General features: G+C 73.3%; 21 protein-coding genes. 13 read left to right on the forward strand and 8 right to left on the reverse strand.

What is annotated here, in order from left to right:
- Positions 1-52 precede the first annotated feature (52 nt).
- From thiE to ABZ484_RS04900, 3 genes are all read left to right on the forward strand, one after another.
- Positions 53-745, forward strand: coding sequence for a thiamine phosphate synthase (gene thiE, locus ABZ484_RS04890; protein WP_358864471.1), 693 nt, complete (start codon positions 53-55; stop codon positions 743-745).
- A 150-nt stretch (positions 746-895) separates the two neighbouring features.
- Positions 896-1819 (forward strand): methylenetetrahydrofolate reductase [NAD(P)H], encoded by a 924-nt coding sequence (gene metF / locus ABZ484_RS04895; protein ID WP_358864472.1) that lies wholly within the window; start codon positions 896-898, stop codon positions 1817-1819.
- 56 nt (positions 1820-1875) lie between these two features.
- Entirely contained in the window at positions 1876-2886 is a 1011-nt protein-coding gene (locus tag ABZ484_RS04900) for a hypothetical protein (protein WP_358864473.1), read from the forward strand.
- Positions 2887-2942: 56 nt separating this feature from the next.
- Here the strand turns inward: ABZ484_RS04900 and ABZ484_RS04905 are convergent, their stop codons facing one another.
- The 4 genes from ABZ484_RS04905 to ABZ484_RS04920 form a co-directional block, all read right to left on the reverse strand.
- Positions 2943-4463 (reverse strand): NAD(P)/FAD-dependent oxidoreductase, encoded by a 1521-nt coding sequence (locus ABZ484_RS04905; protein WP_358864474.1) that lies wholly within the window; start codon positions 4461-4463, stop codon positions 2943-2945.
- A gap of 571 nt (positions 4464-5034) precedes the next feature.
- Positions 5035-5664: a TetR/AcrR family transcriptional regulator gene (locus ABZ484_RS04910; protein WP_358864475.1), complete on the reverse strand. Its 630-nt coding sequence runs from the start codon at positions 5662-5664 to the stop codon at positions 5035-5037.
- A gap of 140 nt (positions 5665-5804) precedes the next feature.
- Positions 5805-7892 (reverse strand): YhgE/Pip domain-containing protein, encoded by a 2088-nt coding sequence (locus ABZ484_RS04915; protein ID WP_358864476.1) that lies wholly within the window; start codon positions 7890-7892, stop codon positions 5805-5807.
- Positions 7864-8613: an ATP-binding cassette domain-containing protein gene (locus tag ABZ484_RS04920; RefSeq protein ID WP_358864477.1), complete on the reverse strand. Its 750-nt coding sequence runs from the start codon at positions 8611-8613 to the stop codon at positions 7864-7866. Before ABZ484_RS04920 ends, ABZ484_RS04915 begins: the two co-directional genes overlap by 29 nt.
- 162 nt (positions 8614-8775) lie before the next feature.
- On the opposite strand from ABZ484_RS04920, the gene ABZ484_RS04925 reads away from it, so the two are divergent.
- The 3 genes from ABZ484_RS04925 to ABZ484_RS04935 all read left to right on the forward strand — a co-directional run bounded on the left by ABZ484_RS04925 (position 8776) and on the right by ABZ484_RS04935 (position 11094).
- Positions 8776-9351 (forward strand): SAV_6107 family HEPN domain-containing protein, encoded by a 576-nt coding sequence (locus ABZ484_RS04925; RefSeq protein ID WP_358864478.1) that lies wholly within the window; start codon positions 8776-8778, stop codon positions 9349-9351.
- Positions 9352-9556: 205 nt separating this feature from the next.
- The gene (locus ABZ484_RS04930; RefSeq protein WP_358864479.1) at positions 9557-10384 is read left to right on the forward strand and encodes a methyltransferase; all 828 of its coding nucleotides are present in this window, start codon (positions 9557-9559) and stop codon (positions 10382-10384) included.
- 317 nt (positions 10385-10701) lie between these two features.
- A complete protein-coding gene (locus ABZ484_RS04935; protein WP_358864480.1) occupies positions 10702-11094 on the forward strand; it encodes a DUF3040 domain-containing protein in 393 nt (130 codons plus the stop codon).
- A gap of 217 nt (positions 11095-11311) precedes the next feature.
- Here ABZ484_RS04935 and ABZ484_RS04940 read toward each other — a convergent pair whose 3' ends face one another.
- The 4 genes from ABZ484_RS04940 to ABZ484_RS04955 all read right to left on the reverse strand — a co-directional run bounded on the left by ABZ484_RS04940 (position 11312) and on the right by ABZ484_RS04955 (position 17042).
- The gene (locus ABZ484_RS04940; protein WP_358864481.1) at positions 11312-13699 is read right to left on the reverse strand and encodes a DUF3488 and transglutaminase-like domain-containing protein; all 2388 of its coding nucleotides are present in this window, start codon (positions 13697-13699) and stop codon (positions 11312-11314) included.
- Positions 13700-13754: 55 nt separating this feature from the next.
- Complete coding sequence (locus tag ABZ484_RS04945) at positions 13755-15179, reverse strand: DUF58 domain-containing protein (protein ID WP_358864482.1); 1425 nt, start codon at positions 15177-15179, stop codon at positions 13755-13757.
- Entirely contained in the window at positions 15179-16216 is a 1038-nt protein-coding gene (locus ABZ484_RS04950) for a MoxR family ATPase (protein WP_358864483.1), read from the reverse strand. The genes ABZ484_RS04945 and ABZ484_RS04950 overlap by 1 nt, the downstream gene beginning before the upstream one ends.
- Before the next feature lie 277 nt (positions 16217-16493).
- Positions 16494-17042 (reverse strand): carbonic anhydrase, encoded by a 549-nt coding sequence (locus ABZ484_RS04955; RefSeq protein ID WP_358864484.1) that lies wholly within the window; start codon positions 17040-17042, stop codon positions 16494-16496.
- Positions 17043-17458: 416 nt separating this feature from the next.
- Here ABZ484_RS04955 and rsmH point away from each other — a divergent pair, with 416 nt between their 5' ends.
- From rsmH to murD, 7 genes are all read left to right on the forward strand, one after another.
- Positions 17459-18415 (forward strand): 16S rRNA (cytosine(1402)-N(4))-methyltransferase RsmH, encoded by a 957-nt coding sequence (rsmH, locus tag ABZ484_RS04960; RefSeq protein WP_358864485.1) that lies wholly within the window; start codon positions 17459-17461, stop codon positions 18413-18415.
- A 28-nt stretch (positions 18416-18443) separates the two neighbouring features.
- Positions 18444-19019, forward strand: a complete 576-nt coding sequence (locus ABZ484_RS04965; protein WP_358864486.1) for a septum formation initiator family protein — start codon at positions 18444-18446, stop codon at positions 19017-19019.
- Positions 19016-21001 carry a penicillin-binding protein 2 gene (locus ABZ484_RS04970; protein WP_358864487.1) on the forward strand — a complete coding sequence of 662 codons (1986 nt, stop codon included), beginning with the start codon at positions 19016-19018 and terminating at the stop codon, positions 20999-21001. The genes ABZ484_RS04965 and ABZ484_RS04970 overlap by 4 nt, the downstream gene beginning before the upstream one ends.
- A gap of 154 nt (positions 21002-21155) precedes the next feature.
- Positions 21156-22811, forward strand: coding sequence for a UDP-N-acetylmuramoyl-L-alanyl-D-glutamate--2,6-diaminopimelate ligase (locus ABZ484_RS04975; RefSeq protein WP_358864488.1), 1656 nt, complete (start codon positions 21156-21158; stop codon positions 22809-22811).
- Positions 22812-22839: 28 nt separating this feature from the next.
- Positions 22840-24255, forward strand: a complete 1416-nt coding sequence (gene murF / locus ABZ484_RS04980; protein ID WP_358864489.1) for a UDP-N-acetylmuramoyl-tripeptide--D-alanyl-D-alanine ligase — start codon at positions 22840-22842, stop codon at positions 24253-24255.
- Entirely contained in the window at positions 24255-25325 is a 1071-nt protein-coding gene (gene mraY / locus ABZ484_RS04985) for a phospho-N-acetylmuramoyl-pentapeptide-transferase (RefSeq protein ID WP_107473262.1), read from the forward strand. The genes murF and mraY overlap by 1 nt, the downstream gene beginning before the upstream one ends.
- The gene (gene murD, locus ABZ484_RS04990) at positions 25307-26743 is read left to right on the forward strand and encodes a UDP-N-acetylmuramoyl-L-alanine--D-glutamate ligase (protein WP_358864490.1); all 1437 of its coding nucleotides are present in this window, start codon (positions 25307-25309) and stop codon (positions 26741-26743) included. Before mraY ends, murD begins: the two co-directional genes overlap by 19 nt.
- The last annotated feature ends 106 nt before the right edge of the window (positions 26744-26849 follow it).

Consider the following 26849-nt stretch of genomic DNA (forward strand, 5'->3'; position numbering starts at 1 on the left):
CGACACACCGCGCCGACAACGCAGCACCGCACCCAACCGGGGGGATCCACCCATGCCCGTGCCCGCCACCGACACCGCCGCAGTCGCAGCCACCGCCCGTGACCGGCTCGCCGGCGCGCGCCTGTACCTGTGCACGGACGCCCGCACCCGCCAGGGCGACCTGCCCGAGTTCCTCGACGCGGTGCTGGCCGGCGGGGTCGACATCGTGCAGCTGCGCGACAAGGGCATGGAGGCGGGCGAGGAGCTGGAGCACCTCCAGGTGTTCGCCGACGCCTGCGCCCGCCACGGCAAGCTGCTCGCCGTCAACGACCGCGCCGACGTCGCCCACGCCGCCCGCGCGGACGTGCTGCACCTCGGCCAGGGCGATCTGCCGGTGCCCGCGGCCCGCGCGATACTCGGCGACGGTGTCCTGATCGGCCGCTCCACGCACGCCGAGTCCGAGGCCGCCGCGGCCGCCGTCCAGGACGGCGTGGACTACTTCTGCACGGGCCCCTGCTGGCCCACCCCCACCAAGCCCGGACGCCACGCGCCCGGCCTCGGCCTGGTCCGGTACACGGCGTCCCTCGGCACCGACCGCCCCTGGTTCGCCATCGGCGGCATCGATCTCGGCAATCTGGACGAGGTCCTCGACGCCGGCGCCCGCCGCGTCGTCGTGGTCCGGGCGATCACCGAGGCCGAGGACCCCGGCGCGGCGGCGGCGGAGTTCGCCAAGCGGCTGCGGCAGGATCCGCCGGACACCCTCTAGCCAGAGGGGGTCGCCGCGGACGGACGGCGGGAGGAGTGGTTCCCGCCCTCTTGTCCGGTGGTTGTCCGATGGGTGGACAAGAATCCGGCAATTCCGGCAAATTCCCGGCGTTCGGTTGGGGGACCGCCGCCCCCTGGCTAACCTGCGAGTATGGCCCTCGGCACCGCATCCACCAGGTCGGACCACGCCCGCACCGTGCGCGACATGCTCGCGACGGGCAAGACGACGTATTCGTTCGAGTTCTACGCCCCCAAGACCCCGAAGGGCGAGCGGAACCTGTGGAACGCGCTGCGCCGGGTCGAGGCCGTGGCGCCCGACTTCGTCTCCGTGACCTACGGCGCGGGCGGCTCGACGCGCGCGGGCACGGTCAAGGCGACCGAGGCCATCGCCTCCGACACCACGCTCACCCCGATCGCCCACCTCACCGCCGTCGACCACTCGGTGGCCGACCTGCGCAACATCATCGGGCAGTACGCCGACGCCGGGATCCGCAACATGCTGGCGCTGCGCGGCGACCCGCCCGGTGACCCGATGGGCGACTGGGTGCCGCACCCCCGGGGCCTGACCTACGCCGCCGAACTCGTCGAACTGATCAAGACCTCCGGTGACTTCTGCGTCGGCGTCGCGGCCTTCCCCGCGATGCACCCGCGCTCCGACGACTGGGAGACCGACGTACGCCACTTCGTCGACAAGTGCCGCGCGGGCGCCGACTACGCCATCACGCAGATGTTCTTCCAGCCCGAGGACTATCTGCGGCTGCGCGACCGGGTCGCGGCCGCCGGCTGCGACACCCCGATCATCCCCGAGGTCATGCCGATCGCCAGTGCGAAGACCCTGGCGCGGATCCCGTCCCTCACCAACGCCGCCTTCCCGGCCGCCCTGAAAGAGCGGATCCTCACAGCACAAGACGATCCGACGGCGGTACGCTCCATGGGCATCGAGTTCGCCACGGAGTTCTGCGCGCGGCTGCTGGCCGAAGGGGTGCCCGGACTGCACTTCATCACGCTCAACAACTCCACGGCGACGCTGGAAATCTACGAGAACCTGGGCCTGCACCACCCGCCGCAGGCCTAGACCGGCCGTATCCGCGTACGACAGACTGCGAAGCGGCCACTGGGAGAGGGGCGTACATGGGCTGGACGGTCCTCTACATCGCGTTCGGCATCGTCGCGCTGTGGCTGCTCGGTGAGGTGCTGCTGCAGTACAAGGCGCGCCTGCGCTGGCGGTTGCTCGCCTTCGCCGGCTTCCTGTGTGTCGTGCTCGGTGTGCTGATGCCGTCCGTGGTGGTGATCGGCCTGGGCGCGGCCGCGTTCGCGGTCGGGCAGACGTACGTCACGCTGTCCTTCCGCCGCGGCTTCGCCGCCGGCTGGGCGGTCAGGCACCCGAGTGGCGAAGCGCCCAAGCGCCGCCGCGGCAAGGCCGAGCGTCAGGACCCGGCTCTGGAGGACTCCGGCCTCGAAGCCCCCGACGGCGGCCACATCGGTGACGACGGCCCCCACGGTCAGGAAGCCACGGACGGTGCGGACGGCATGGGCAGCCCGGCCGGCCGTGACGGACTGGCGTACGGGTCCGACGACTACGACCAGGACGACGTCTTCGCCCCCGCCCGCGCCGCCGACCCCACGGCCGCCGAGACCACCGCCGTGTACCAGCCGCAGCCCCTGCCCGACGACACCGGTTCCTACGGCGTCTACGGCGACTCCCCGCAGCCGGCCGGCCTGCCCCAGGACCAGTACGCCACCGCGGCCCAGGCCACCGACCAGGGCTACGGGTACGACTACTCCGGCTACGGGCAGCAGGCCTACGGCTACGACGGCTCCGGCCAGCAGGGCTACGCCGCCTACTCGGATCCGTACGCCGGCACCCAGACCTACGGCGGCGCCTCCTACGACACCACATACGGTGGCCAGCAGGGTTACGGGCAGCAGGGCTACGGCGTCCAGGACCCGTACGCCACGGGCGGCTACGGCGGCGAGACCCCGGCCGGCGGGGTATGGGTCCCGCAGCAGCGCACCGACGACTCCTACGGCGGCGAACTCCCGCCCGAGCAGTCCTACCCGTACCAGGGCGACGGCCAGGGCGGCCAGGGCTACGGACAGGCGCAGCAGGGCGCCGGTTTCGACGAGCAGTACCGTTTCTGAACCGGTCCGAACCGGTCCGAATCGGTCCCGGGATGCGGGCACGTCCGCGCCCCGGCTCACTGCGAGCCGCGGAACTCCGGCCCCTCCACGACGAGTCCGGCCACCAGCGCACCCGACATCCCGGCGTGCGGCAGCCCGCCCCCCGGGTGCGACCAGCCGCCCACGGTGAACAGGCCGTCGATTCCCGTCGAGTTCGCCGGATGCAGCAGCCGGCCCCCCGCCGCGGCCAGCGACGGCGCGGGAACGGCCCCGCCCGCCGCGCCCGTTGCCCCGGCGATGTCGGCCGGGGTGCGGGTCTCGCGCCACAGGACGCGGTCGCGAAGCCCCGGCACGGCCCGTTCCGCGACGGTGATCATACGATCGGCCTGCGCCTCCAGGGCCTCCCCGCCGGCCTGTTCGCCCACCCCGGGCAGCAGCGCGGGAACCGTGGCCGTGAGGGTGATCGCCTCGTGCTCCCCGTCCGGGACCAGGGCCGGATCGCCGGGGCGCAGCACCGTGACCGTGGGCCGCGCGGGCATGCCCGGGGCCGTACCGAACAGGGCGTCCAGCTCCGGCTCGCGGTCCTCGGTGTGCACCACGGTGCGATGGGCCGTCCCCTCCGGGCGCCCGCCGCGCAGCGCCAGCAGCACGGTCAGGCGGCTAGGCAGGCCATGCCGGGCGGGCACCTGGCCCTCGCCGCGCAGGGTCGCGTCCCCCACGAAGCCGCTCAGCGTCTCCGGCGCCACACCGGCGACCACGAACTCCGCCTGAGCGGCGCCGCCTTCGGCGAACTCCACCCCCGTCGCCCGGCCGTCCTTCTCGACGATCCGCGCCACCTCGGTGCCGAAGACGAACTCGACCCTGCGGGCCACACACCGCTCGTACACCGCGCGCGCCAGTTCGCGCAGGCCGCCGCGGACGTACCAGATGCCGAAGGCGTGCTCCATGTACGGCAGCACGGCCGCGCTCGCCGGAGCGGTGCGCGGATCGAGGCCGTGGGCGAGCGCATGGCTCTCCAGGAGCGCGGCGAGACGCGGATCGCGCAGCTCCCAGGCGCCGACCTCGGCGAGCGTGCCGGCCCGCCGGGTGCGCAGCAGACGCTTGTGCGGAACCGCCGGATAGGGCTCGCGCTCGGCCAGCACGGACCAGTTGGGCCACAGCGGCTCCTCCAGGAGCGGCCGGCGGGTGCGGTCCCAGGCCTCGCGCGCCCGCACCAGGAAGTCGCCCCAGCGCTGCCCGGCGCCCGGCCCGAGTGCCGCGTCCAGGGCCGTGACGACGCCCGCGCGGGAGGCGTTGGGCAGCGACACCTCGGTGCCGTCCGCGAACAGGTGCCGCGCCGCCGGGTCGACCTGGACGAGTCCGACGCGGTCCTCCAGCGGTTCCTTGCCGGTCTTGACGAACAGATCGCGGTAGACCGCGGGCAGCGGGAGCAGCCCGGGCCCGGTGTCGAAGGCGAAACCGTCCCGCTCGAGGCGGCGCACCGCCCCGCCGTACGTCTCCGTACGCTCGTACACCGTCACCCGGTGGCCCGCGACGGCCAGCCGGGCGGCGGCCGCCATCGCGCCCATCCCGGCGCCGATCACCGCAATCCGTGCCATGCCCGCGACTTTATCGACCACCGCCGACAACGCCCGCTCCGGGGCGATGACCAGCGCCTTTCCGGTCGGTGGCGTGCCGCCCCCGGGTGCGGGCGCGCAGGGCTGAGTACAGGTACTCAGGCGAGGAGATGAGTACGCGCGCGGATGGGGTCCCACCTGCGTGAACGAGAGAGTGGAGGCACGGGACGGGGCACGGCGCCGGCACCGCCGACACGGGGCGGCGGAACGGCGCCGCCCTGGACCGCTCCTTCCGCCGGCCCGCGTCGGCGGGAGCGAGCCACGGGGGAACCCGGGGAACGACCACACGGGGGCCACCAGGGGGCGGGGGACCGGGGAAACGGGGAAACGGGGAAGCGGAGAGGCGGGGCGAGGGGATACGGGGGAGCGGAGAAAGCGCCGGTGCGCGGTGGCCCGGGGGACGTGGCCACGGCGGACCGGCGCTTTCCCGTGCGAGCCCCGCCATGAGCCATGCCCTTGCCCTGCCCTTGCCCTTGCCCTGCCCTGTCCTGCTCTGCCCTGCCCTGCCCTGTCCTCGGGACGTCCTCGGCCGCGCGCGCCCCCGCGAGCGGCCTCAGCGGGTGCCGCTCACCCGGCCCTGGAGGAGCCGCGACAGCGCCGCGTGGACGTCGTCCAGGGAGCGCTCCGGCTGGAACGACTTCCAGTCGAGGGCGGCCACCAGCACCATGCCCACCAGCGCGGACGCGGTCAGCGGCACATCGATCTCCTCGCTGAACTCGCCGCCCGCCACGCCCTCGCGCAGTACGCCCTCGACGACCGCGACCGCCTGCTGCCGGACCACCATCAGCGTGGACTGCCAGGCGCGGTTGGTGCGCCACAGCTCGGCCACGTACAGCTGGGTGAAGGCCGGGTAGCGGTCGATGAAGACCAGTCCGGCCCGGATCATCGCGTCCAGGGCGTCGACCCGGCTGCCGCCCTCCCGGTCCGTCCGCTCGGCCGCCTCCCGCAGGGAGGCGGCGAGGAGGCCCACACCGTGCCGCAGCAGCTCCTCGAAGAGGTCCGACTTGCTGGCGAAGTTGTAGTAGACCGTGCCCTTGGCGACCCCGGCCCGCTCGGCGATCTCGTCCACGGTGGTGGCGGAGAAGCCCTGCTCGGCGATGAGCGTGACGGCGGCCTCGTAGAGCTTCTGCCGGGTGACCTCGCGGCGGGTCCGGCCGCCCGGCGTGGTGCTGCTGCTTTCCATGGCCCTGATTCTCACAGGAACGGCGTCCGGCTCCTCGGCCGGTACGGCCGCCGGGGCGGGTGGCGGCGGCGTCGGCGGTACCGGTGATGCGGGTGGCGGCGGCGCGGGGGGTGGCGCCGGTGGCGCGGGCGGTGACGGGCTCACAGGGTCAGCTCCGGGTGCAGCCGGTCCAGGGTCCACACCTGCCGGCGCCGGGCCGCCACGGCGGTCAGCGCGAGCGCGGCGGCGGTGAAGCCCGCCAGCACCGCGCAGGCCGTCCAGACCGGGGCGAGACCGCCGCCCGTGATCAGCCTTCTGAGGGCGTCGACGACGTAACTCATCGGCAGGAACGGGTGGAGCGCGTTGAAGAAACCCGGACTGGTCTGCACGGGATAGGTGCCGCCGGCGGACGTCAGCTGGAGCATCAGCAGGGCGAGGACGAGGATCCGGCCCGCGGGACCGAACCGCGCGTTCAGCCACTGCACGATCGCCGCGAAGCACGCCGCCACCAGGAACAGGAAGGCGATCGTGCCGCCCGCGCGGGCCGACTCCAGGCCGATCGCCCAGTGCAGCACCGCCATCAGGGCCGCCGTCTGGAGCAGCCCGACCGCGGCCACCGGCAGCCAGCCCGCCAGCGCGATCCGCCACGAGGAGGCGCCCACCGCGAGCGCGCGCCGGTTCATCGGCGGGATGAGCATGTACGCCACCATGGCGCCCACCCACAGGGACAACGGGATGAAGTAGGGGGCGAAGCCGGTGCCGTAGTTGGGCGCGTGGTGCAGGTCCTGCGCGGCCAGCCGCACCGGGTCGGCCATGACGCCGGTGCGCCGGTCGCGGTCCTTCTTGTCGTAGTCCGGGATCCGTTCCGCTCCGTCGTGCAGCCCGCCGGCGAGCTTGCCGGAGCCGTCGACCAGCTTGTAGATGCCCCCGTTGAGATCCTCGGCGCCCGTCTTCAGCGTGCCGACGCCCTTGTCGAGGCCCGCCGCTCCGGACTTGGCCGTGCCGAGCCCGGTGTGCAGCTTCTTCGCGCCCGCGGCGACCTTGCCGGCGCCCTCGTTCAGCTTGTTGATCCTCTTCACGGCGTCGTCGACGTCCTCGGAGAGGTGGGGTGCGCGGTCGGCGAGGGCCTGGGCCTGCTTCTGGAGGCCGGCGAGGTTCGTGTCGAGCTTCTTCAGGTCGCCGTCGTTGTCCGCGATCAGTGTGTTGACGTCGTCGGCGATGCCCGCCACGTCGGCCGCGGCCTCCTTGGCCTTCTTCAGGTCGGGGCAGGCGGGGTCGGGCAGGACGGCGGCCCGCGCGCAGCGCCGCGCGTAGACGTCGTCCAGGACGGTGGAGGCCGCGTGGGCTCCCTTCGCGGCGCCCGGAGCGCTCTTCACCAGCGTGTCGAGGTTGTGGCGGATCGCCTTGGCCGAGTCGGCGACCAGCCGGGCGGAGTCGCCGATCGTCTTCTCGTTGTCCTTCAGGAAGGGGCCCACCGTGCCGTGCACGGTGTTGACCCGGTCGGCCAGGGTCCGCGTGCCGTCGGCCACCTGCCGGGAGCCGTCCTCCAGGTCGTCCGCCCCGGTGTCGAGCTTCTTCAGGCCCTTGGACAGCTTGCCGCTGCCCTTCTTGGCGTCGGCCAGCCCGTCGGCGAGGTCCTTGGAGCCCTTCTCCGCCTTGCCGATGCCGCCGCTGAGCTTGTCGGCGCCCTTCGCGGCCTTCACCGTCTCGCCGTGGATGCCGGAGAAGGAGACGAAGATCCGGTCCAGGAAGGTGCGCGAGGCCTTGGTGGAGGCGGCCGCGCGCACCTCGTTGAACACCGTCCTGGAGATCTGCCCGACGATGTAGTTGTTGGCGTCGTTCGTACGGACCTGGAGGGCGCCGGTCTCTGGGGAGTCGCCCGCGCTGGAGGCGATGCGCCTGCTGAAGTCGGCGGGCACGGTCAGCGACAGGTAGTAGGTGCCGTCCTCCACGCCCCGGCGGGCCTCGTCGGCGCTCACCCGGTGCCAGTCGAAGACCTCGCTCCTCAGCAGCCCCTCGGCCAGGTCGTCGCCGGCCGTGATCCTCCGGCCGCCGGCGGTGGCCCCCTGATCGTCGTCGACGAGGGCCACGGGGACGCGGTCCAGGTGGCCGTACGGGTCCCAGAAGGACCACAGGTACAGGGCGCCGTACAGCAGCGGCAGCACCAGGAGCGCGACCAGCGCGGCGCGCGGCAGCCTGCCGCGGCCGAACCGCCTCAGCTCAAGAGCGGCCAGTCTCGGCGGGCGCATCGGCCGCCTCCTTCTTCTTCCGGGACGTCCCGGTGGAGACGGTCCGTGTCCCCTCCGGTGCCGCCGCGCAGACCGCGAGTACGGTCGTCCCGGACTCGGCGAGGGACCCCAACAGCGCCCAGGTCTCGGACTGTTCGGACGGCCGGAGCTTGTAGTCGGTGTCGTCGACGGCGAGCAGTCGCGGTCCGGACATCAGCGCGAGTGCGACGGACAGGCGCAGCGTCTGAGCGCGCTCCAGGTCGCGTACGGCGGTGCGGGCGCCCTTGGGCAGTGTCCCCACGTCGAGACGGGCGGCGTCCAGCGCGGTGTCGATCAGCCGCTTCCCCTCGGCCTGCCGCCGGCCGGGCGAGCGCAGCAGCGCGCGCGGAGCGGAGCCGAACGCGCCCCGCAGCAGCGCCCGTTCACGCAGGTGCTCCCCGACCGTCAGGGCGGGTTCCAGGTCGGTGACACCGGAGACGTTGGCGAGCGCGCTGACCCGGCGCAGGGCGGACATGTGCCGGGGCGGCCTGAAGCCGCCCACCTCGGCCACCCCGTCCGTGGGCCTCATCCGCCCCGTGAGCGCGAGCAGCAGGCAGGTACGGCCGGAGCCCGACGGGCCCTCCACCGCGATCAGCGAGCCGGGCTCCGCGTCGAGGTCCACGTCGCGGAACGCCCAGCCGCGGGGCCCGCGCAGTCCGAAGCCGCGGGCCCTGACCCCCAGGCCGTGCGCCGTGTCGTCCACGGCTCCCCCTCCCCGAGTTTTTGAACTGACTGGTCAGTGCAAAAAGCTATACCGAATGTGCGATCGAAGCAAAAGCCCAGGTCAGAACGGATTGTCAGTGGCATACCTCACGATGGGCACATACGGCACCCGTGCCGTCACCCAGACGACAGGAGGTTCGTCATGGCCAACCCGTCCGCAGCCGCCGCCCGCCGGCGCCGCGCCGCCGGCCCTGCCCCCTCACTGACCGGCCCGGCGAGCGACGTGCACCCCGTGCTCCGCCGGGCGACGGCCCCGCCCGCCGCTCTCGATCTGCTCGCCAAGGCCCGCGCGGGGCTGGAAGAGGCCGCCGTCCTGGAAACACCCAACGAGCGCTACGCGACCGCGCACCTGGCCGCCCTGCGCACCGCCGCCGCCGTGCTCGCCGCCCGGGCGCGCCCCGAGCCCACACCCCGGCGCCGGGCGCGCATCCGCAGCGCCTGGGAAGTGCTCCCCGAGATCGCACCCGAACTCACCGAGTGGAGCGCGCTGTTCGCCGCGGGCGCGCGCCGCCGCGCCCTGGCCGAGGCCGGGGTCCATGGCGCGGCCGGCCGGCGCGACGCCGACGACCTGATACGGGACGTGGCGATGTTCATCCGCATCGTCGAGCGGATGCTGGTCCTCCAGCCGGTGCTGCCCCAGCCGCGCCAGGACGCCGCCGAGCCCGGCACGGCCCGCCCCGCGCACGACCCCCGGCAGGACATGCCGGACGCGGGCTGAGCCGTCCGCGGGCCGCGGGGTCACCGGAGCCGGCAGGGCGCACGCGGCGGGCGGACAGGGCGCCGGAGGCAATGGGCGTACAGGGCGTCGGAGGCAATAGGGTGGAAGACGCCTGAAGCCTCCCGCCTCCCGTGCCCCGGGCGGAGGGGGCAGCCCGATCGCCCCGCCGTGCAAGAGGCGGTGCCGCCTCGAGGAGTCAACTGCCGTGTCGGACCCGATGCGCCCTCCCGTCTCCCACCACCACCCCCAATCGGCGTCGCTGCGCTCCGACCCCTCCCGGACCCGCGCCTCGCTGCGTACCGCCGTGGTCTGGGAGGTCCTGCGGGAGGCCCTCGACCGGCTGGTCAAGGCCACGGGCCGGGAGTCGCTGGACGTCCTCGACACCGGCGGCGGCAGCGGCAACTTCGCCGTGCCCGTCGCCCGCCTCGGCCACCGGGTCACCGTCGTCGACCCCAGCCCCAACGCGCTGTTCGCGCTGGAGCGCCGCGCCGCCGAGGCGGACGTGGCCGACCGGGTGCGGGGCGTGCAGGGCGACGCCCACGGCCTCTTCGACGTGGTCGAGCGCGGCGGGTACGACGCCGTGCTCTGCCACGGGGTCCTGGAATACGTCGACGACCCCGCCGAGGGCGTGCGCAACGCGGTCGCCGCCCTGCGCGAGGAGGGGGTGCTCAGCCTGCTCGCGTCCGGTCTCGGCGGTGCCGTGCTCGCCCGCGCCCTGGCCGGCCACTTCACGGACGCCCGGCGGGCCCTCGCGGACCCCGACGGGCGCTGGGGGCAGGGCGACCCGATGCCGCGCCGCTTCACCGCCGAGCAGCTCACCGCCCTCGTCGAGGGCGCGGGCCTGCGCATCGGCGCGGTGCACGGCGTGCGGGTCTTCGCCGACCTGGTGCCCGGCGTGCTCGTGGACACCGAGCCCGCGGCGCTGGACGCGCTGCTGAAGCTGGAGGCGGCGGCGGCCGAGCTCCCCGCCTTCCACTCCGTGGCCACACAGCTCCACGTCCTCGGCGAGACCCGGGGCGCCACCGGGTCCTGAGCGGCCTCCGGGCGTCCCGAACCGGCTTTCGCGGTGGTCACCGCCGTGGTTCGGGGCGGGGACCGGGGCGCGGTCCGGGCGGGCATGGAGTCCGCCACAGGCCCCCCGATCCTGGCCTGTGCGCCGTATGATCGAGGGAGACCGCCCGGCATGACGGGTCGGCCGCCGGGGAATGGAAGCCTCAGCGAGCCGGGTCCGTCGTGGCGGGTGCGGTTGGCCAATTGGCGCAGAGGGGCGGGTTTCACGGGGGCGATTCCCTGCCTATCCTGAAGGGACCCCCCGGGTCGCCCCGGCGACTGCACGATGAGGAGGACTCCGTGCCGCTCTCGGAGCACGAGCAGCGCATGCTCGAGCAGATGGAGCGAGCGCTGTACGCCGAAGATCCCAAGTTCGCGTCGGCGCTCGAGGGAAGCGGGCTGCGTACGTACACCCGGCGGCGGGTCTACCAGGCGGTCGCGGGCTTCCTCGTGGGTATCGCGCTCCTCATGGCAGGCGTGATCGTCCCGTACTACTGGGTGAGCGTGGTGGGCTTCCTGGTGATGCTGGGCTGCGCCCTGCTGGCCGTGACCGGCTGGCGCAAGGCACCCAAGCCGGGCGAGCGGCCCGTCGGCGGCCCGCACGGCCGCGCTCAGGCCCGTCCGAAGCGCTCCATGATGGACCGTATCGAGGAGCGCTGGCAGCGCCGCCGCGACGAGCAGCAGGGGCACTGACCCCGCAGGCAGAACTCCAGCCGTGCCGGTGAGGGGCCGGCCACCGAGGGTGGCCGGCCCCTCACCCGTGTCCCGCCGTGGTCCGTCGTGTCCTACCGCCGTCCGTCGTGTTCCGCCGCGGTCTGTCGTGTTCCGCCCAGGTCCCTCCCACGGCTCTTCCACACATCCGCCCGGGGGCACCGGCCGGTGCCCCCGGACGCGCTCAGCCCCCGCGCGGTCAGCTCTGCTGGCCCGACGGCCGCCTGCGTGGGGTCGGGCGCAGGGCGGCGGCGCGGGACTTCACCGCGGCCCAGCGGGCCGAGAGGGTCCAGGCCAGGCGGGCGGCCGAGCGGGGAGCGAGGACGGCACGGAGCCTGGTGCCGCGGGAGGCCGTGGCGCGCAGGCCCGCGGTGACGCGGCGGACGTCCTCGGCGAGACCCGGGACCGGACGCGGACGCGGCGCGTAGAGGGCCTGTTCCACGGCAGCGGCCAGCCGGTGCACGGACTCGGCCGTCACCGGGTCGAGGCGCCCGAGACGGACGATCCGCGCGGCCGTCCTGCGCGGCGTCTGCGACTCGTCCGGCAGGATCCCGAAGTCCCAGGCGGTGTCGGTGAGTTCCTGCCAGACGGCCAGGGTGTGCGGCGCCGCGTCCGCCTCGCCCCGCCCGTGCGCGCCGAGCCGGACGGACCGCGCCCGTCTGCGCCAGAGCATCGGCGACAGCGGCAGCACGACGAGGAGCAGTCCGGCCAGCGCCCAGGCCGCGACCGCGCCCCACCCGGGGCCGCCGCGGTCGACGGGCAGCGCGGCCTGCGCCGACGGGCTCGGGCACTCTCCCAGCCGCTTCAGCTGCGGCGGGCAGCCCGCGCTCGCCGAGGGGGCGGCCGACGGTGCCGTGCTCGCCTGCTGGGACGGCTCCGCCGGGTTCGGCAGGGTCGTGCCCGGGGTGTCCGGCTGAGTGTAGGAGGGCATCGTGCCGCGGGTCGGAGTCGGCTCGAAACGGGTCCAGCCGACGCCCTCGAAGTACAGCTCGGGCCAGGCATGCGCGTCCTTCAGCCCCACCGCGATCGTGCCGTCGCCCTGCACCGAGCCGGGCGCGAAGCCGACCGCGACCCGGGCGGGAATGCCGAGCGTGCGGGCCATCGCGGCCATCGCGAAGGAGAAGTGCACGCAGAAGCCCCGCTTGGAGCTCAGGAACCGCGCGATCGCGTCGCGGCCGCTGCCCACGTCCACCTGGGTGTCGTACTGGAAGCCGCCGTCCACGGCGAACCACTGCTGGAGCTTGACCGCCTGCTCGTAGTGGTTGGCCGCCCCGTCGGTGACCGCCCGCGCGGTGCGGGCCACGATCCCCGGCAGTGTCCCGGGCACCTTGGTGTATTCGCGCCTCAGGGTCTCGGGCGGCTCCGGCGCCGCGGCCAGCTGCGCGGCCGTCGGCTGCACGTCCAGGCTTCTGACCTGGTACGACAGCCCGCGCGTGTTCTGTCCGTGGTCACCGACCAGGGTCATGCCCACGGGTTCGTAGCGCCAGCTTCCCTTGACCCGCACACCGCTGGGCGGATACGGCATCGGCAGCCAGTCCTGGGCGTACCAGTCCGCCGTGGAGACGGACGTGGTGATCTCCGACCGGCGGACGTCGCCGCCGAGCCCGGAGGGGGTGGGGAAGGGGTCGGGCACGCCGACGATGTGCCGCTGGGACGGCTTCCAGGTGGTGCCGTCGAAGTCGTCCAGGGACACGATCCGCAGATACAGGCCGGAGGAGTCCTCGGAGGTCGTGCGCAGGCTCAGGACCATGCGGTCCTCGTCCACGTTCAGGCTGTCCCGCAGCGACACCAGCGGGTTCACCGCCGAGATCGTGCCGCCGCCCCCGACGCCCGTGCCGACGCCGGTGCCCGCGGGGCCCAGCAGCCCGCCGCGCATGCCCGGCAGGGCGAGCGGCACCACCAGGGCGACGCCCAGCGCGACCGCGCCGATACGGCGCCCCGTGCGCACCGGTGCCGTCGCACCGCCCGGATCGCCGCCCGCCGCGCGGGACGCCCCGCTGAACACCCGGCCCCACTGCGAGAGCCGGTCCCGGCCCTCGGCCAGCAGCAGCATCAGATAGCCGGCGGCCGCGACCAGGAACCACAGCCAGTCCGTCCCGCCGTTGGACAGCCCCGCTGCCACGGAGTACAGCGCGAGCAGCGGCAGGCCGGCGGGGGCCGCGCTGCGCAGGGTCACCGCGACGGCGTCCACGATCAGCCCGATCAGCAGCACACCACCGACCAGCATCAGCCGGATACCGTCGCTCAGCGGTGCCGGGATCGCGTACCGGCTCACGTCGTCCCCGCCCTGCTGGAGCAGCGCGGCCAGGTGCCGGAAGGCGTCCGGCCCGGGGATCAGCCCGGCCACGGCCTGGGCCCGGGCGAAGACCAGGGTCAGCAGCAGCAGCGTGACCAGCGCCTGCGCCGCCACGGTGAGCGGCCGGGCCAACGGCACCCGCCGGGCCGCCGCGCCCACCGCCGACTGCACCGCCAGCAGCAGCGCGGCCTGCACCATCCACGCCACGGAGGAGACCAGCGGCAGCAGCGCGCACGCCGCCATCAACGTGGCCACCGCCGCGCACAACGCCAGCCGCGTCCGCCCGCTCACGCCCCTGCCCCCCACTCGCGCCAAGTCTCCGGTACGGCTCCTGCGGTCGTGCCGTTCATGACCGTCCCTCCCCGAGGGCCGCGCCCCGCGCCGCCGCGCCGAAGGCGGCCGCGCCCGCCGCGCCCACCCCCGGTGTGCTGATCAGGCCTGCGCTGGTGCGGTCGCGGTCCGCCTGGCGCCACACCTCGGTCAGCGAGGCGCCCCGGGGGACGCTCACGGCCGTCCAGCCGGCGTCGCGGAGCAGCCGGAGCCGCTCCTCGCCCGGCGCGGCCGGGCCGGGCACGTCGGCCGGCTCCCGCAGCCAGGTGTCGCTGTCCAGCAGGAAGGCCACCGCGCCGCCGCTGCGCTGCCGCATCTTGGCGGCCACCGCGGCCTGCGCCTCGTCGAGGTCTCCGAGGAAGGCGACCAGCAGCCCCTCGTTGCCGCCGCGCAGCACGTCGTAGGCGCGGGACAGACCCGCCCCGTCCGAGTGGTCGATCACCGCGAGGGTGTCCATCATCAGCCCGGCCGCGTCCGCCGACTCAGGCCCGGTGCCCGCGAACCCGTCGGAGCCCTCGCCCGGCACCGAGCTTCCGGTGTCCGTCAGCAGCCGTACCGAGAAGCCCCGCTCCAGCATGTGCACCAGGACGGAGGCGGCGCCGGACACCGCCCACTCGAAGGCCGAGTCGGGGCCGCCGCCCCGGAAGGCGATGGCCCGGGTGTCCAGCAGCACCGTGCAGCGGGCCCGCTGCGGCTGTTCCTCGCGGCGCACCATCAGCTCGCCGTAGCGCGCGGTGGACCGCCAGTGCACGCGGCGCAGGTCGTCGCCGTAGCGGTACCCGCGCGGGATCACGTCGTCCTCGCCCGCCAGCGCCAGCGAACGCTGCCGCCCGTCGCCGTACCCCTTGGCCTCACCGCTCAGGCGCACCGGCGGCAGCGGCTCCACGCGCGGGATCACCGTCAGGTTGTCGAACGTCGAGAAGGACCGGGTCAGCTCGCACATCCCGAACGGGTCGCTCAGCCGCAGCTGGAGCGGGCCCAGCGGATAGCGGCCGCGCAGGTCGGAACGGACCCGGTAGGACACCTCGCGGCGGCCGCCGGGCTCCACCCGGTCGAGCACGAAGCGGGGGCGCGGGCCGAGCACGTAGGGCACCCGGTCCTGGAGCATCAGCAGGCCCGTGGGCAGCCGGGAGACGTTGTCCATCCGCAGATGCACCCGCGCCTCGCCGCCCGCGGGCACGCGCGCGGGGGAGAGCCTGCGGTTGCCGGCGACCCGGTAGCGCGTGCGGTAGAGCACGGTCGCGCAGGCCAGCGGCAGCACGGCGAGCAGCAGCCCGACCCGCAGCAGGTCGGGCTGGCCGAGGACGTAGGCGCAGACCGCGGCCGCGACACCGGCGGCCAGGAAGGAGCGTCCGCGGGTGGTCAGACCGGCCAGCGCGGTGCGGACGCCGCCCCGCTCGCCCCGCTCGTCCTGCGCGCGCGGCGTCCCCGCGGTGCTCATCACAGCCTCCGCGGCTGCCGGCGGCCGAACTCGGGCGCGGTGCCGCCCAGGCCGAGGCCGCCGGCCTGCTGCGAGGTGGCGGGCACCGGCGTGTGCTGAAGGATCTCCTCGACGACCTGCTCGGCCGTACGCCGGTTGAGCTGGGCCTGCGCGGTGGGCAGCAGCCGGTGGGCCAGCACCGCCACGGCCAGTGCCTGGACGTCGTCCGGCAGCGCGTACTCCCGGCCGCTCAGGGCCGCGGACGCCTTCGCCGCGCGCAGCAGGTGCAGCGTCGCGCGCGGCGAGGCGCCGAGTCTGAGGTCGGGGTGGGCGCGGGTGGCGGCGACCAGGTCCACCGCGTAGCGCCGCACGGAGTCCGCCACGTGCACCCCGCGCACGGCCTCGATCAGCTTGACGACATCGTGCGCGTGCGCCACCGGCTGGAGGTCGTCCAGCGGGCTCACCCCGCCGTGCACGTCCAGCATCTGCAACTCGGCCTCCGGGCTCGGATAGCCGATGGAGACGCGCGCCATGAAGCGGTCGCGCTGTGCCTCGGGCAGCGGGTAGGTGCCCTCCATCTCGACCGGGTTCTGGGTGGCCACCACCATGAACGGGCTGGGCAGTTCATAGGTCTGCCCGTCGATGGTGACCTGGCGCTCCTCCATGGACTCCAGCAGCGCCGACTGGGTCTTGGGCGAGGCGCGGTTGATCTCGTCGCCGATCACGATCTGCGCGAAGACGGCGCCCGGCTTGAACTCGAAGTCACGCCGCTGCTGGTCCCAGATGGACACGCCGGTGATGTCCGACGGCAGCAGGTCGGGCGTGAACTGGATGCGCCGCACCGAGCAGTCGATGGACCGCGCCAGCGCCTTCGCCAGCATGGTCTTGCCCACCCCGGGAACATCCTCGATCAGAAGGTGCCCCTCGGCGAGCAGTACGGTCAGCGAGAGCCGTACGACCTCGGGCTTGCCCTCGATCACTCCCTCCACCGAACTGCGGACACGCTCCACAGTGGCGGTCAGATCAGTGAGGCTCGCTCGATCGTCATAGGTCGTCACCCGGCCCTCCTCGGCCCGTCCCCTGCCCTTGGAAGGACAGGGGATTCCCCAACTTTCCGGACCGACGCGCCGCTGAGCGGACCGGCCCACCCCGAACACGGACACCGCGCCGGAGAAGTTCCGCGCGACGTCACACCGGCATTCTTGCCGCCGTTACCGATTCGTGTCACTCGCCTGTGGACAACTGGCCGCGATATGTCGGGGCTTACGCCCTTTCGCGGTGCGGAACGGGCGCGGCGGCCCCAGGGGGTGTCTCCCCTGGGAACGGGCGGGCCGGTCAGGCGGCGGGGTCGATCTCGCGCAGCCGCCCCGTCCTGACGTCGAACACGAAGCCGCGCACGTCGTCGGTGTGCGGGAGGAACGGCGAGGTGCGCACGCGCTGCATCGACTGCCGTACGTCCTGGTCGACGTCCCGGAACGCCTCGACGGCCCACGCCGGGCGCTGCCCGACCTCCATCTCCAGTTCGTGCCGGAAGTCCTCGGTGATGGACTCCATGCCGCAGTTGGTGTGGTGGATGAGCACGACCCGGCGGGTGCCGAGCGCCCGCTGGCTGATGGCCAGCGAGCGGATCACGTCGTCGGTGACGACGCCGCCCGCGTTGCGGATGGTGTGGCAGTCGCCGAGCTTCAGGCCGAGCGCGGCGTGCAGGTCGAGACGGGCGTCCATGCAGGCCACCACCGCCACCTGGAGGACGGGGCGGGCGTCCATCCCAGGGTCGGTGAACGCGTCGGCGTAGGCCTCGTTGGCCGTCACGAGGCGGTCGGTGACGGCGCCCGGCGCTATGGCGCCCTCGGATCCGGCGGGAACTGATGCGGAAGTCGTCATACCTATGACGGTACTGGTCATGTGCGCTCCGGTCCTGCTGTGAGAAAGGACAAAGAACGCCACGGTGGCCTGTTGTGAGCGACTCCACACGCACCGCAGCGCACCTCCTTACGGATGAATCACGCCGCAATGCCGTGTCGCGGACACTCCGCCGGGCGACGCGCAGGCCGGTTGATTGACCGGGAGACAGGGTGGACTAAAGTGACGCGAAGCGGGAGGCGTGGCCTCCCGAACTGCATTCCCGGAGGCCTGGGCACACACCCGAACGGTCTCCCCGCGTGCGCGGCGCGTACGTACGGCTCGGCCTCCACCCGCTCCCGGTCGGCTGACGCTTTTGGCGCCGGCAGGACTTCTCGTCCGCGAGCGGTCGGGGACCCGGCGGTGCGTGCGGGGCGCGCCGGACCTGAGAGGGCCCCTTGAGCAACAGCCGACACGTCCCCGTGATGCTCCAGCGGTGCCTGGATCTGCTGGCGCCCGCCCTGGAGCGGCCGGGAGCGGTGGCCGTCGACTGCACCCTCGGCCTCGGCGGACACAGCGAGGCGCTGCTCACCCGGTTCCCCGAGGCCCGGCTCGTCGCCCTGGACCGCGACAAGGAGGCGCTGCGTATCGCCGGTGAGCGCCTCGCCCCGTTCGGCGAGCGGGCCACCCTGGTGCACGCCGTCTACGACGAGCTGCCCGACGTGCTTCAGCGGCTGGGCACCCCGCGCGTCCAGGGCGTCCTGTTCGACCTCGGCGTCTCCTCCATGCAGCTCGACGAGGCCGGCCGCGGCTTCGCCTACGCCCAGGACGCGCCCCTGGACATGCGCATGGACCAGTCCACCGGCATCAGCGCCGCCGAGGTCCTCAACACCTACCCGGCCGGCGAACTGGTGCGCATCCTGCGGGCGTACGGCGAGGAGAAGCAGGCCAAGCGGATCGTGGCCGCGATCGTGCGCGAACGCGAGAAGGAGCCGTTCACCACCAGCGCCCGGCTGGTGGAACTGATCCGCGACGCGCTGCCGCAGGCAGCCAAGCGCACCGGCGGCAACCCGGCCAAGCGCACCTTCCAGGCGCTGCGCATCGAGGTCAACGGCGAACTCGCCGTGCTGGAGCGGGCGATCCCGGCCGCGGTGCAGGCGCTCGCCCTGGGCGGCCGGATCGCCGTACTGTCGTACCACTCGCTCGAAGACCGTCTGGTCAAGCACGTGTTCGCGGCCGGAGCCGCCTCCACCGCGCCCCCCGGCCTGCCCGTCGTCCCCGAGCGCTACCAGCCCCGGCTCAAGCTGCTCACGCGCGGTGCCGAACTTCCCACCGAGGAAGAGATCGCCGAGAACCGGCGGGCGGCACCGGCCCGGCTGCGCGGGGCCGAGCGCATCAGGGAGTCCATCGAATGAGGGGCGTGAGGCATGCGAAGGGGGACAGTTGAGCAGGAAACCCGAACTGAGGGGCCGTGCCGCCCGGCTGGCGGGGCTCCTCCCGGAGGGCGGCCGGCAGGCCGCCCGCACGCCCTTCGTCCTCCTCGTCGTACTGCTCCTGGGCGGCGGCCTCATCGGGCTCCTGGTGCTGAACTCCGCGCTCAGCGAGGGCGCGTTCCAGCTGGACGACCTCCAGAAGGACACCAAGAACCTCACCGATGAGGAACAGGCCCTGCAACGGGACATCGACTCCTACTCCGCCCCCGACGCCCTTCAGCGCCGCGCCCGCGAACTCGGCATGGTGCCCGGCGGCGACCCCGCCTTCCTCGACCCCGGCGGCACCGTGAAGGGCGTCCCCTCCGCCGCACCCGCAGAACGGTCCTCCCTCCAGGACGAGCCGGTCTCCGTCGTGCCGCCCGAAGCCCTCCCCACCACACCGTCCGTACCGTCCCCCACGGACGGCCCCCTCCCGGCCGCCGGGCAGACCGTGCCGTCGCCCACGCCGCCGCAGAGCGCCCCGGTCACCGGCCCGGCCGGCTGGACCACCCCGCAGCCCGCCACGACCCCGACCCCCGGCAGGTGACGGAAGTGCCAGACACTTCTGGAGAAAGGCAACCGCCGCGCCGCCGTGTGCCCGGCCCCGCGCGGCCCGCCCGCCCCGGCAGCGGCAGCGGCCGCCCGCGCCCAGGCCCCGGCAGCCGCCCGGCCCGCCGCCCGAACTCCACCTGGCGGCCCCCGCCCGTGCGCGTCCTGCGCCTGGGCAGCCCCCGGCCACGGCTGCGCATGGTCGCCGTCGCGCTGACCCTGGTGATGCTCGTCTTCGTCCTGCGGCTGCTCCAGGTGCAGGCCGTCGACGCGAGCGCCTACGCAGCCAAGGCCGACGAGAACCGCTACGTCGTGCACACCATCGCCGCCGAGCGGGGCGGCATCACCGACCGCAACGGCGTGGCCCTGGCGGCCAGCGTGGACGCCGAGGACATCACGGCCGACCCCACCATGTTCACGCGCGAGCAGCTGAAGATCGGCGACGGCCCCGAGCGGGCCGCCGCGCTGCTCGCCCCGATCCTCGGCCAGGACCAGGCGCAGCTCGCCAGGAAACTCCGGACGCAGAACACCCGGTACGTGCTGCTGGCACGCCGGCAGACCCCGCAGGTCTGGAAGCAGATCAAGGACCTGAAGGCCGCCCTCACCAAGAAGGGCCAGGCCGACGGGACCACCGTCAACGTCCTCGCCGGGGTCTTCTCCTCGCCCAGCAGCAAGCGCGTGTACCCGGGCGGCGACCTGGCCGCCGGGATACTGGGCTGGGTCAGCGCCGACGGAAAGGGCGGCGGCGGCATCGAGCAGCAGCTGGACCGGCAGCTGTCCGGCAAGCCCGGCAAGGTCCGCTACGCCCAGTCCGGCGGCCGGGAGGTGCCCACCGCGGGCTCCGACGAGACACCGGCGGTACCCGGCTCCGACGTCGAGCTCACCATCGACCGGGACATCCAGTGGGCCGCCCAGAACGCCATCACCGAGCAGGTGCGCAAGTCCGAGGCGGACCGCGGTTACGTCATCGTGCAGGACACCCGGACCGGTGAGATCCTCGCCATGGCCGACTCCCCGGGCTTCGACCCCAACGACCTGGCCCACGCCGACCCGGCCGCGCTGGGCAACGCCGCGGTCCAGGACGCCTACGAGCCCGGCTCCACCGCCAAGGTCATGTCGATGGCCGCCGTACTGGAGGAGCACGCGGCCACGCCGCTCACCCATGTCGTCGTGCCCAACCGGCTGCACCGCGGCGACCGGCTCTTCCAGGACGACGTCGACCACGACACCTGGTACCTCACGCTCAACGGCGTGCTCGCCAAGTCCAGCAACATCGGCACCATCCTGGCCACCGGCCAGCTCGGCAGGACACAGCCCGAGGCCAACAAGGTGCTCTACTCGTACCTGCGCAAGTTCGGCATCGGCAGCTACACCGGCATCGGCTTCCCCGGCGAGACCAAGGGCATCCTCGCCCCCGCCGACAAGTGGTCCACCTCCCAGCAGTACACGATCCCCTTCGGCCAGGGCTTCTCCATCAACGCCTTGCAGGCCGCGTCCATCTACTCGACGATCGCCAACGGAGGGGTCCGGATCGAGCCGTCCCTGGTGCGCGGCACCAAGGACGCCGACGGCCGCTTCACGCCCGCCCCCAAGCCCGCGAAGAGCCGGGTCGTGAGCGCGAAGACGGCCAGGCAGGTGGCCCAGATGCTGGAGTCGGTCGTGGACGACGAACAGGGCACCGGCCTGAAGGCGCGCATCCCCGGCTACCGCGTCGCGGGCAAGACGGGCACCGCCAACCGGGTGGATCCGGCCACCGGCAGGTACCACGGCTACACCTCCTCCTTCGCCGGGTTCGCGCCCGCCGACAACCCCCGCATCACCGTCTACTGCGCGATCCAGAACGCCACCAAGGGCAGCTACTTCGGCGGCCAGATCTGCGGCCCGATCTACAAGCAGGTCATGGAGTTCGCGCTGAAGACGCTCCAGGTCCCGCCGACCGGGGCGCGGCCCGCGAACCTGCCCGTCGACTTCAAGCCGTGACACCCGCCCGAGCCTGAGCGTCCCGTCCGGCGCACCGCGCCCGCGTACGGGACCCGAACGACCGCCCCGTGGGATCCTTGCGCCCCGCAAGACCCCCAGGACCCGCAAGCCCGCAAGCCCGTACCACCGGAACAGAACCACCAGGACACAGCCCGTGACAACGATCACCCCGGATCCCGGGAACCATCACCCGCCCCGGCCCTCACTTCGCCCGCAGGCCGCTGCGCCCGGTACGCTCACGGCCGTGCCACACCCTGATCAGTCCCAAACCGCCCAGAAAGGCGCTTCCGTGACATACCCGGGACCGCCGCGACCGGTCCAGGTCTCCGCCACACCCCTCGCGGAGCTCGCCGATCAGCTGGGTGCCGCGCAGCCGGACGGCGCCGCCGAGGTCACGGGCATCACCCATGACTCGCGTGCCGTGCGCCCCGGCGACCTGTACGCCGCGCTGCCCGGAGCCCGTGCCCACGGTGCCGACTTCGTCGCCCAGGCGGCGAGCCTCGGCGCCCTCGCCGTGCTCACCGACCCGTCCGGCGCCGAGCGCGCCGCCGCGACCGGGCTGCCGGTCCTCGTGGTCGACGACCCGCGCGGGCGGATGGGCGAGCTGGCCGCCACGATCTACGGCCGCCCCGGCCGCGACCTGCTCCAGATCGGCATCACGGGCACCTCCGGCAAGACCACCACCGCCTACCTCGTCGAGGGCGGCCTGAAGACCGCGCGGTCCACCGGGCTGATCGGCACGGTGGAGATGCGCATCGGCGAGGAGCGCATCAAGTCCGAGCGCACCACCCCCGAGGCCACCGACCTCCAGGCCCTCTTCGCGGTCATGCGCGAGCGCGGTGTCGAGGCGGTCGCCATGGAGGTGTCCAGCCACGCCCTGGTGCTCGGCCGGGTGGACGGCTGCGTCTTCGACATCGCCGTCTTCACCAACCTCAGCCCGGAGCACATGGAGTTCCACTCCGACATGGAGGACTACTTCCGGGCCAAGGCGCAGCTGTTCACGCCGCGGCGCAGCAGGCTCGGGGTGATCAACCACGACGACGAGTACGGCCGCCGGCTCGCCAAGGAGGCCACCGTCCCGGTGGTCACCTTCTCCGCCGAGGGCGACCCCGACGCCGACTGGCGCGCCGAGGACGTCCAGGTCGGCCCGATGGACTCCACGTTCACCGTGATCGGCCCCGAGGGGCAGCGGATCGCCGCCAGGTCGCCGCTGCCCGGCCCGTTCAACGTGGCCAACACCCTCGCCGCCGTCGTCGCCCTGGCCGCCGCCGGCCTCGACGCTCAGGCCGCCGCCGACGGGGTGGCCGCCGTACCGGGCGTGCCCGGCCGGCTGGAGCGCGTCGACGCCGGGCAGCCGTACCTCGCGGTCGTCGACTACGCGCACAAGACGGACGCCGTCGAGTCGGTCCTCAAGGCGCTGCGCAAGGTCACCAAGGGCCGGCTGCACGTGGTGCTCGGCTGCGGCGGCGACCGCGACCGCACCAAGCGCGCCCCGATGGGCGCCGCCGCGGCCCGGCTCGCCGACACCGCCGTGCTGACCTCCGACAACCCCCGCTCCGAGGACCCGCTCGCGATCCTCGCGACCATGCTCGAGGGCGCCGCCTCGGTGCCCGCGCACGAGCGCGGCGAGGTGCTCCTGTTCGAGGACCGGGCCGCCGCGATCGCCGCCGCCGTGGGCCGCGCGCAGGCCGGGGACACCGTGCTGGTCGCGGGCAAGGGCCACGAGCAGGGCCAGGACATCGCCGGGGTGGTCCGTCCCTTCGACGACCGCCAGGTGCTTCACGAAGCAATCCGGAAAACCCAGGGATGAAAATCCAGAAGACCCAGGGGATGAACTTGTGATCGCCCTCTCCCTCGCCGAGATCGCAGCAGTCGTCGGCGGGCAGACGCACGACATACCGGATCCGTCCGCCCAGGTCACCGGACCCGTAGTCCGGGACTCCCGGGAGGCGGTCCCCGGCAGCCTCTTCGTCGCCTTCGCCGGCGAGCGGGTGGACGGCCACGACTTCGCGCAGGACGTCGTCGAGGCGGGCGCGGTCGCCGTACTGGCCTCCCGCCCCGTCGGCGTGCCCGCGATCGTCGTCGAGGACGTCCAGAGCGCCCTCGGCGCCCTCGCCCGCCATGTCGTGCGCCGGCTCGGCGCGACCCTCGTGGCACTGACCGGCTCCGCCGGCAAGACCAGCACCAAGGACCTGATCGCCCAGGTGCTCCAGCGCCAGGCGCCGACCGTGTTCACACCCGGCTCGCTCAACAACGAGATCGGGCTGCCGCTGACCGCCCTGAGCGCCACCGAGGAGACCAGGTTCCTCGTGCTGGAGATGGGCGCCCGCGGCATCGGCCACATCCGCTACCTCACCGAGCTGACCCCGCCGAAGGTCGGCCTCGTGCTCAACGTCGGCTCCGCCCACATCGGCGAGTTCGGCGGCCGGGAGCAGATCGCCCAGGCGAAGGGCGAGCTGGTGGAGAGCCTGCCACCGGCCGAGGAGGGCGGCGCCGCGATCCTCAACGCCGACGACCCGCTGGTGCGGGCCATGGCCTCCCGTACGAAGGCGAAGGTGGTCCTTTTCGGAGAGTCCGACGAAGCGGACGTACGCGCCGAGAACGTGAGACTCACGGACAGCGGACAGCCCGCATTCAGGCTTCACACACCCTCCGGTGCAGCCGATGTGACCATGCGCCTGTACGGTGAGCACCACGTGTCGAACGCGCTCGCCGCGGCCGCCGTCGCCCATGAGCTGGGCATGTCCGCGGAAGAGATCGCCACCGCGCTCTCCGAGGCGGGCTCCCTCTCCCGCTGGCGCATGGAGGTCACCGAGCGCCCGGACGGCGTGACCATCGTCAACGACGCCTACAACGCCAACCCCGAGTCCATGCGGGCCGCCCTGCGCGCGCTGGTGGCCATGGGCCGCGGGCGGCGGACCTGGGCGGTGCTCGGCAAGATGGCCGAGCTCGGGGACGAGGCGCTCGCCGAGCACGACGCGGTCGGACGGCTCGCCGTCCGGCTCAACGTCAGCAAGCTCGTCGCGGTCGGGGGCAGGGAAGCGTCCTGGCTGCAACTGGGCGCATACAACGAGGGTTCGTGGGGTGAGGAGTCGGTGCACGTGTCCGACGCACAGGCGGCGATCGACCTGTTGCGCAGCGAGTTGCGCCCGGGGGACGTGGTGCTCGTGAAGGCGTCCCGTTCGGTCGGTCTGGAGGGCATCGCCCAGGCGCTCCTCCAGGCCGGGACCGAGGGTGAGGTCGCCGCCCGATGATGAACCAGATCCTCTTCGCGGGCGTCATCGGCCTCTTCCTGACCCTGATCGGCACCCCCCTGCTGATCAAGCTCCTGGCCCGCAAGGGCTACGGTCAGTACATCCGCGACGACGGACCGCGCGAGCACGCCAGCAAGCGCGGTACGCCGACCATGGGCGGCATCGCGTTCATCCTGGCCACGGTCGCCGCCTACTTCCTGTCCAAGGTGATCACCGGCAAGCCCCCGACGTACTCGGGTCTGCTGGTGCTCGGCCTGATGGTGGGCATGGGCATGGTCGGCTTCCTCGACGACTACATCAAGATCGTCAAGCGTCGTTCGCTGGGCCTGCGCGCCAAGGCGAAGATGGCCGGCCAGCTGATCGTCGGCATCGCCTTCGCGGTGCTGTCGCTGCAGTTCTCCGACAACCGCGGCAACACCCCGGCCTCCACCAAGCTGTCGTTCATCACCGACTTCGGCTGGACGATCGGCCCGGTGCTGTTCGTGGTCTGGGCGCTGTTCATGATCCTGGCGATGTCGAACGGCGTGAACCTCACCGACGGTCTGGACGGTCTGGCCACGGGCGCCTCCGTCCTGGTCTTCGGCGCCTACACCTTCATCGGCGTCTGGCAGTACCAGGAGTCCTGCGCCAACGCCATGACGCTGACCAACCCGGGCGCCTGCTACGAGGTGCGCGACCCACTCGACCTCGCGGTCGTGGCCTCCGCGCTGATGGGCGCCTGCCTCGGCTTCCTGTGGTGGAACACCTCGCCGGCCAAGATCTTCATGGGCGACACCGGTTCGCTCGCGCTCGGCGGCGTCCTCGCCGGCCTCGCGATCTGCTCGCGCACCGAGCTGCTGATCGCGCTGCTGGGCGGCCTGTTCGTGCTGATCACCATGTCGGTGGTCATCCAGGTCGGCTCCTTCCGGCTCACCGGCAAGCGCGTCTTCCGGATGGCGCCACTCCAGCACCACTTCGAACTCAAGGGCTGGTCCGAAGTGCTCGTCGTGGTCCGTTTCTGGATCATTCAGGGCATCTGTGTCATCGTCGGACTCGGCCTCTTCTACGCGGGATGGGCAGCGGACAAGTGACCTCATCGGTGCCTTCTGAGTTCCAGGGCAAGCACGTCACCGTCGCCGGACTCGGCGTCTCCGGCGTCCCGGCGGCCAAGGTGCTGCACGGCCTCGGCGCGCATGTCACCGTCGTCAACGACGGCGACGACGAGCGTGCGCGGACGCAGGCGGCCGAGCTCGAGGCGCTCGGTGTCACCGTGCGCCTCGGCGACGGCGACACCCTCCCCGAGGGCACCGAGCTGATCGTCACCGCGCCCGGCTGGAAGCCCGGCAAGCCGCTGTTCCAGGCCGCCGAGAAGGCGGGTGTGCCGGTCTGGGGCGACGTGGAGCTCGCCTGGCGGCTGCGCGGCCCCGGCGCCGCCCCCTGGCTGTGCGTGACGGGCACCAACGGCAAGACCACGACCGTCCAGATGCTGGCGTCGATCCTGAAGGCGGCCGGGCTGCGCACCGCGGCCGTCGGCAACATCGGCGTCTCGCTGCTGGACGCCGTGCTCGGCGAGGAACGGTACGACGTGCTCGCCGTCGAACTCTCCAGCTACCAGCTGCACTGGGCGCCGTCCCTGCGAGCCCACTCCGCCGCGGTGCTCAACCTCGCCCCGGACCACCTCGACTGGCACGGCTCCATGGAGGCCTACGCCGCCGACAAGGGCCGCGTCTACGAGGGCAACCGCGTCGCCTGCGTCTACAACGCCGCCGACAAGGCCACCGAGGACCTGGTGCGCGAGGCGGACGTCGAAGAGGGGTGCCGGGCGATCGGGTTCACGCTGGGCGCGCCGGGGCCGTCCCAACTCGGCGTCGTGGACGGCATCCTGGTCGACCGCGCCTTCGTCGAGAACCGGCAGCGCAACGCCCAGGAACTCGCCGAGGTCTCCGACATCACCCCGGCCGCCCCGCACAACATCGCCAACGCCCTTGCCGCGGCGGCCCTCGCGCGCGCCTACGGCGTGCCCGCGGCGGCCGTCCGGGACGGTCTGCGGTCCTTCACCCCGGACGCCCACCGCATCGCGCACGTGGCGGACGTGGACGGCGTCGCCTACGTCGACGACTCCAAGGCCACCAACACCCACGCGGCCGAGGCGTCGTTGGCGGCATATGAGTCGATCGTATGGATTGCGGGCGGTCTGGCGAAGGGCGCGACCTTCGACGAACTGGTCGCGAAGTCGGCGCCGCGGCTGCGCGGTGCCGTGCTCATCGGCGCCGATCGCGCCCTGATCCGTGACGCCCTCGTGCGACACGCCCCCGAAGTCCCCGTCGTCGACCTCGACCGGACCGACACTGGGGCGATGCTCCAGGCTGTCCAGGAAGCGCGGCGGCTCGCACGGCCCGGTGACACGGTACTGCTGGCCCCGGCCTGCGCCTCCATGGACATGTTCACCAACTACAACAAGCGTGGTGACGCGTTCGCGGAGGCCGTTCGCGAACTCGGCGCCCGCTGACCCCGGCCGCCCCCGCCGCCGGGCGACCTCGGGAGGGACACGTGGGACCCGCGAGCCGAGTCAGTGCCTGTGCCTGCCCGGGCCCTCGCCCTGTGCGGCCGACGTA

It is taken from the genome of Streptomyces sp. NPDC006393 (assembly GCF_040628575.1).
GTDB lineage: Bacteria > Actinomycetota > Actinomycetes > Streptomycetales > Streptomycetaceae > Streptomyces.